Source organism: Acidimicrobiales bacterium, from assembly GCA_036399815.1.
Classification (GTDB): Bacteria; Actinomycetota; Acidimicrobiia; order Acidimicrobiales; family DASWMK01; genus DASWMK01.
Genome location: DASWMK010000136.1, coordinates 1 through 4,223, shown reverse-complemented (window position 1 = coordinate 4,223; position 4,223 = coordinate 1). Strand labels below are relative to the sequence as shown.

General features: G+C 73.4%; 5 protein-coding genes. 2 read left to right on the top strand and 3 right to left on the bottom strand.

All coding sequences use genetic code 11. The features are described 5' to 3' along the window. Positions 1–195 precede the first annotated feature (195 nt). From VGB14_09470 to VGB14_09460, 3 genes are all read right to left on the bottom strand, one after another. A complete protein-coding gene (locus VGB14_09470) occupies positions 196–927 on the bottom strand; it encodes a hypothetical protein (GenBank protein ID HEX9993141.1) in 732 nt (243 codons plus the stop codon). Between the two features lie 230 nt (positions 928–1,157). Next, positions 1,158–2,090 carry a hypothetical protein gene (locus tag VGB14_09465; protein ID HEX9993140.1) on the bottom strand — a complete coding sequence of 311 codons (933 nt, stop codon included), beginning with the start codon at positions 2,088–2,090 and terminating at the stop codon, positions 1,158–1,160. Positions 2,091–2,125: 35 nt separating this feature from the next. Next, complete coding sequence (locus VGB14_09460; protein HEX9993139.1) at positions 2,126–3,289, bottom strand: Mrp/NBP35 family ATP-binding protein; 1,164 nt, start codon at positions 3,287–3,289, stop codon at positions 2,126–2,128. A gap of 40 nt (positions 3,290–3,329) precedes the next feature. Between VGB14_09460 and VGB14_09455 the strand changes: the two genes are divergently transcribed. Next, positions 3,330–4,025, top strand: coding sequence for a helix-turn-helix domain-containing protein (locus tag VGB14_09455; GenBank protein ID HEX9993138.1), 696 nt, complete (start codon positions 3,330–3,332; stop codon positions 4,023–4,025). A gap of 27 nt (positions 4,026–4,052) precedes the next feature. Further along, positions 4,053–4,223 (top strand): iron-sulfur cluster assembly accessory protein (locus VGB14_09450; GenBank protein HEX9993137.1); only part of this gene is annotated, 171 nt, incomplete at its 3' end.

Sequence of the window (4,223 nt, the reverse complement as noted above, 5' to 3'; positions counted from 1 at the left end):
ATCGAGCTGCACCCCGTCGCCCGCCACTCGGTCCACGCCCACCTGCTCAAGCTGGCCGCCGAGGGCCGGGCCAGCGGCTCCGGCCTGGACTCGCCCTGGAGCGCGGGAGGCTGATCGCCGCTCAGCCGGCGTTCGCCGCCGCGGCGACGTCGGCGTCGCCCACGGCGACGGCGCCGGTCCGCTCGACCGCCTCGATCAGCGCGATGTGGCAGAGCTGGATGGCGTGCCGGAGCGAAACGCGGCTGGCATAGACGTCGAACAGCCGGTCGATCGCACCCGGTTCGAAGACGTCCGCCTCGTGGCGCCGGCAAGCGGCGTGTCGGCGACGTGGAGCCCGATGCGCCGGTCGAGGATCGCCACGAGCTGCGTCGGGTCGGACAGCCGAGGCACGACGACGGGGGTGTCGAGGTACTGGAGAACCTCATTTCGGGGGAGGTCGTCGAGGTAGCGGTCGTGCACGGCGACGACGACCGCCGTGCTGAGCTCGGCGGTCCAGCGAACGACGTCGCCGAAGAACCCGCGGACCGTGGTGCGCTCGGTGGGCCCGATCCACCGGTCGGCGTCGTCGAACACCAGGACGGGTTGGAGGTCGTCGGCGGCGATCGTCCGCAGCAGCTGGTCGAGGATCTCCGTCTTCTCGCGCAGAGGAATGCGTTCGTCGTGCTCGGTCTGGCGCACGACCTCCCCGCCCAGCGCCGGCTGCATCCACCCGAGCGCGAGCGTCAGACCGCGGCTGCGGCGGTGCGTCCTCGTCACGCGGCGGGACTCGCCGGCCGCCGCTGACGCCTCGTCGCGGAGGTCGTCATGCAGCGCCGAGACCTCCTCGGCGTACCGTCGAAGGAGGGCCAGCACCTCGTCGGCGACTCGCACCGGCGACGCCGCACCGCCGGGCTCCACGGCGCGCACGGGAACGACGATCGGCGCCACCCGCTCCGCGGTGGGGCCGAGGACGTGGGCGACGATGCTCGACTTCCCGGAGCCGCTCGCCGCAACGAGCGCGATGCGCTCGCCCCGCAGGACGCCCTCCCGGAGCCGGTGCTCGACGCCGGAGCGGCCCGTCAGATCATCGAACGGGACGTGGTATGCGCCGAGGTCGGCGAAACCGGGGGTGCTGTCGAAGGTGTACTCGTCGGCCAGGTGGCGCAGGAGCGCGGCCGTCACGATGCCCTCCATGCAAGGTCGTACAACACCCGCCGGCCGCGGGGCACCGTCCGTACGAGCCCTTTCGCCTTGAGATCGCGCAGGAGTTGCACGACTCTCGTCCGCGTGACGCCGACCTCGTCGAGGAGGCGGCCGTCACCCGAGTGCACCGCGCCGAGGGTCAAGATCGCGTCGAGCACGAGCTGGGCCGTCTCGGGAAGCGCGGCAGCCATCGTCGCGTGTCGGCGAAGCCCTTCCAGCGCCTCGTCGGGATCCTCGGCCAGGAGGACGGCGCCGGCAGCGCCGAGGGCGGCCCTCGGGGAGGTCGGGCCGAGGACGGCCGCGAGGTCGGCGGCCAGCGTGCGGACGCGGGCCGCGTCGGGGTCCGCACCTGTGCCGGCTCGGCGGCGCAACAGCTCGATGGTCGCGTCCTCGTCGAGGTCGTCAAGCTCGATCACCGACGTGAAGAACGCGTCCTCGGGCGGGTCCAGGCGGCGTGAGCGTCCCGTGACGACCCACAGGACCCGCAACTCCCACAACTCGTCCCGGTGCCGGCCGAACAGCGCGGCACGCAGGCCGTCGTCCACGCCGTCGAGGAGCACGACGGCGTGCGGCGGACCTGACGGCAGGCGGCGCAACGCTCGCACAGGCGGCCAGGTCTCGGGACGGCCCGTAGCCCCTTCGGTCTCCGGCGCCGCCGCCACGACGAGGTGGGCGACGTCCTCCGGTGTGGTCGCCCCCTCGGCATTGAGGAACGTCGCACGCCGGCCGAGCGCGGCCTCCGCACGGTGGAGGAGCGATGTCTTCCCACTGCCCGGCCCGCCGGCGACGTAGGTGTTGAGCCGCAGCTTCACGGCCCGCTCGATCCGGCGGACCTCGTCCTCGCGGTCCACGAACAGCCGACTGTCGGCCGCGGACGCCGTCAGCGGCCGCGGGCTGAGCTGGAGCACTCACACATCTTACAGTTAGATGTGTGAGCTGGGCGTCAGCCGTTGGCGTCCATGGCGTCGAGGGCGGCCACGGCCCGCTCGAGGATCCTCGCGCTGCACCCGGCCATGACCGGCGGGGGCACCGCCTCCTCCAGGATGCGGGCGGCGATCTCCCGGAAGGCGAGGGCGGCGGGGCCGTCGCCGAGGGCCACCGGGTGGCCGGCGTCCGAGCCGGCGGCCACCGACGGCTCCAGCGGCACCGAGCCGAGCAGCTCGACGCCGGCGTCGCGGGCCAGCGCCTCGCCGCCGCCCTGGCCGAACAGCGCGTACGTCGAGCCGTGCTCGCAGGTGAACGCGCTCATGTTCTCGATCACGCCGGCGATGCGCAGGAAGCTCTTGCGGGCCATCGTCGCCGCCCGGATGGCGACCTTCTGGGCGCTCACGGCCGGCGTGGTGACGATGATCATCTCGGCCCTCGGCAGCATGCGGGCCAGGCCCATCTGCACGTCGCCGGTGCCGGGCGGCATGTCGATCAGCAGGTAGTCGAGGTCGCCCCATTGCACGTCCTCGAGGAAGTGCTGGACGGCCCGGTTGAGCATGAGCCCGCGCCACATGAGCGCGGACTCCTCGTCGTCGACGAGGAACCCCATCGACACGACCTTCAGCAGGCCGTCGCCGACGTGCTGCTCGATGGGCACGATCTTGCGGACGCCCTTGCCGGCGCCCCGCAGCCGCCCCTCCATGCCGAGCATGCGGGGGACCGAGAAGCCCCAGATGTCGGCGTCCATCACCCCGACGGTGAGGCCGCGCAGGGCGAGCGCGGTCGCCAGGTTCACGGTGACCGAGGACTTGCCGACCCCGCCCTTGCCCGAGGCGATGGCGACGACCCGCGCCGTGGGCGGGATCTCGGTGTCCGGGGCCCGGTCCCTGGCGTTCCACCTGGCCTTGGCCATGGCCGCCGAGCGCTCGTCGGCGGTCATCTCGGTCCACCGGATGGTGACGCCGGTGACGCCCGGGTGGGAGCCGACCCGGTTGCGGACGTCGCGCTGGATCTGGGCCCGCAGCGGGCAGCCGCTCGTGGTGAGGGCGATGGTCACCTCGACGGTGCCGTCGTCGAGCACGGTGGCGCCCTTCGCCATGCCGAGCTCGACGATATCGCTGCCGAGCTCGGGGTCGACGACCCCCCGCAGGAGCTGCAGGACGTCGGCGGGGGTGACCACGAGGGGATTCTACCGGCCCAGCCCTTGTAAACTGGCCTCCGTGACCGTGCCGCCGCGCCTCGACCTGCTGAAGACGCTCGGCGACAACACCCGCTACGCCATCTACCTCGAGCTGGCCCGCTCGCCCCGTCCCCTCGCCACGGCCGACATCGCGGAGTCCCTGAACCTCCACCCGAACACGGTGAGGCCCCACCTCGAGCGGATGCGGGACCTCGGCCTGCTCGTCGCCTCCTCCGAGGCGCGCGGGTCGGTGGGCCGGCCCCAGCACCGCTACGCGCTCGCCCCCGACGCCCCGTCGCTCGGCCTCGAGCCGCCGACGTTCCCGCTGCTGGCCAGGATGCTCGTGCGCCTGGCCGCCGCCGCCGGAGCGGACTCGGTCGACGCCGCCGACGTCGGCCGGGAGCAGGGCAGGGCCGACGCCACCGCCATGGGCGCCGAGGGCGAGGGGGAGGGCGACGCGGAGGGCTGCGTCGCCCTGCTGATGGCCGAGCTGGCCAGCCTGGGGTTCGACCCCGAGGCCGCCGTCGAGGCGACGCCCGACGGGTCCACCGCCGGCACCGTGGCGTTCACCCACTGCCCGTTCCGGGACCTGGCCGAGGCCCATCCCGAGCTCGTCTGCCACCTCCACCGGGGGCTGGTCGAGGGCTTCGTGGAGGGCGTGGGCGGGGCCGACGTGGTGTCCTTCGGCACGCTCGTCGACCGGCGTCCCTGCCAGGTCGAGCTCGCCGCTCGCTAGCATGGCTGCCGGTTCGCCAAGGAGGAAATGCCCGTGATCGCGCTCACCGACGCTGCTGCCGCCAAGGTGAAGGAGCTCCTCGACGCGGAGGGGGAGCCCCAGCTCGCGCTGCGGGTCGCCGTCCGCCCCGGTGGCTGCTCCGGCTTCAGCTACGAGATGTTCTTCGACACCGAGGTCGCCGCCGACGACCTGGCCGCC